This is a genomic window from Vibrio sp. 99-70-13A1 (genome assembly GCF_013114625.1).
In the GTDB taxonomy this organism is placed as follows: domain Bacteria; phylum Pseudomonadota; class Gammaproteobacteria; order Enterobacterales; family Vibrionaceae; genus Vibrio.
The window spans coordinates 1-1,295 of sequence record NZ_VTXD01000090.1; the positions used below are offsets into that span (position 1 = coordinate 1).

A 1,295-nucleotide genomic window follows, 5' to 3' on the forward strand; every position below is an offset into this window, starting at 1 on the left:
CTGTTGACCGTGCTGCCCACTTCAACCTGACCACTTAAGGTCACGCTGTCCGCTTCGTCTTCGTTCACCAAGTCATCGTCGAACACGATGCTGTTCAAGCCATCGCCTTGTGTTGGGTCTGTGGTATCTACATCAATTGATTCTGAAACCGAACTACTAAATTCATTCCCAACCCAATCTTGCCCGGTAACAGTAGCAGTTACTGAATTATCAGCTACAAGATCACTACCCTGAACATCTACACTCCATGTTTTATCGCTTTGGACAACAGTTAGATAAGTCACACCATTTACTACTACTGATATCTGGTCACCAGTATTCGCATCTCTTCCAACAGTACCTTTAACTGAGACGGTACTTTCGCTTTCACTTTGATTGATAACATTGTCGTCAGCAATTGATTCAATAACGATCGTCCCTCTAGCTGTTAAATCAACCAGATAGAACTCCGTTGAATTAGCCGATCCAACATTGCCAGCTTCATTTACTACATCTACCTTCGCGTCGACGATATTATCGCTATCAGAGTTTAGGTCAGACCCATTGACGTCAATGCTGTATTTTCCGTCGATTACTTGACCTACGTACTCAACGCCATTAACGGTCAGTGCTACTGTTCCAGAAACGTAATTCTCACCAGTAACAGAACCTGTAATCGTAACTGTCCCTTGAGCTTCAGTTGCGTTAATCACCGAATCTTCAGTAATCGGATCAATATCTATGTTTACATTAACCGGAGTTGAGTCATAAATATGAGTAGAAGTTCCTGAACTCGAAACACTATTTCCTGCGCTATCGGTTGAGCTAACAGAAACAGTGAACTCGGTGTCTTCTGCTAGGTCCTCACCATTAACACTTAGCTCCCATGTGCCATTCTCTTTTACAACACTAGTATATGTCGTTCCATTAATAACAGCAGTTACGACGTCGTTAGGTTGTATGTCTCCATCGGTAGCAGTACCTGTAACAAAAATTGTTTGCTCTTTTTCAGTCTCAGTAACAACATCATCTGATGTAATGCTATCTACGCTCACATTTCCTGATTCTGCTTGCGTATCAAGAGTGAACGTTAACGTTGAGCTACCTGAGGTATTACCTGCAGCGTCGGTTTGACGAATGGTAATCGTGTTGTCACCTTCAACAGGTACTGGCGCCGTTGTTGTCCAGTTGCCATCGACTAGGTATTCAACCGTCGCACCATCTTCTGTGCCGCCGACTGTGAAGCTGCCGTCGTTGGTTAAGAAGTCATCCGCCGCTGAGCCAGAGTCCGTATCAAGTGTCAGTGCTGGTGCATC

The 1,295-nt window shown here is 44.3% G+C and carries 1 protein-coding gene; it reads right to left on the reverse strand.

Translation table 11 applies throughout. The annotated features are described in order from the left end of the window. The coding region (locus tag F0226_RS22290) for an Ig-like domain-containing protein (protein WP_171737679.1) at nt 1–1,295 on the reverse strand (1,295 nt) is incomplete at both ends.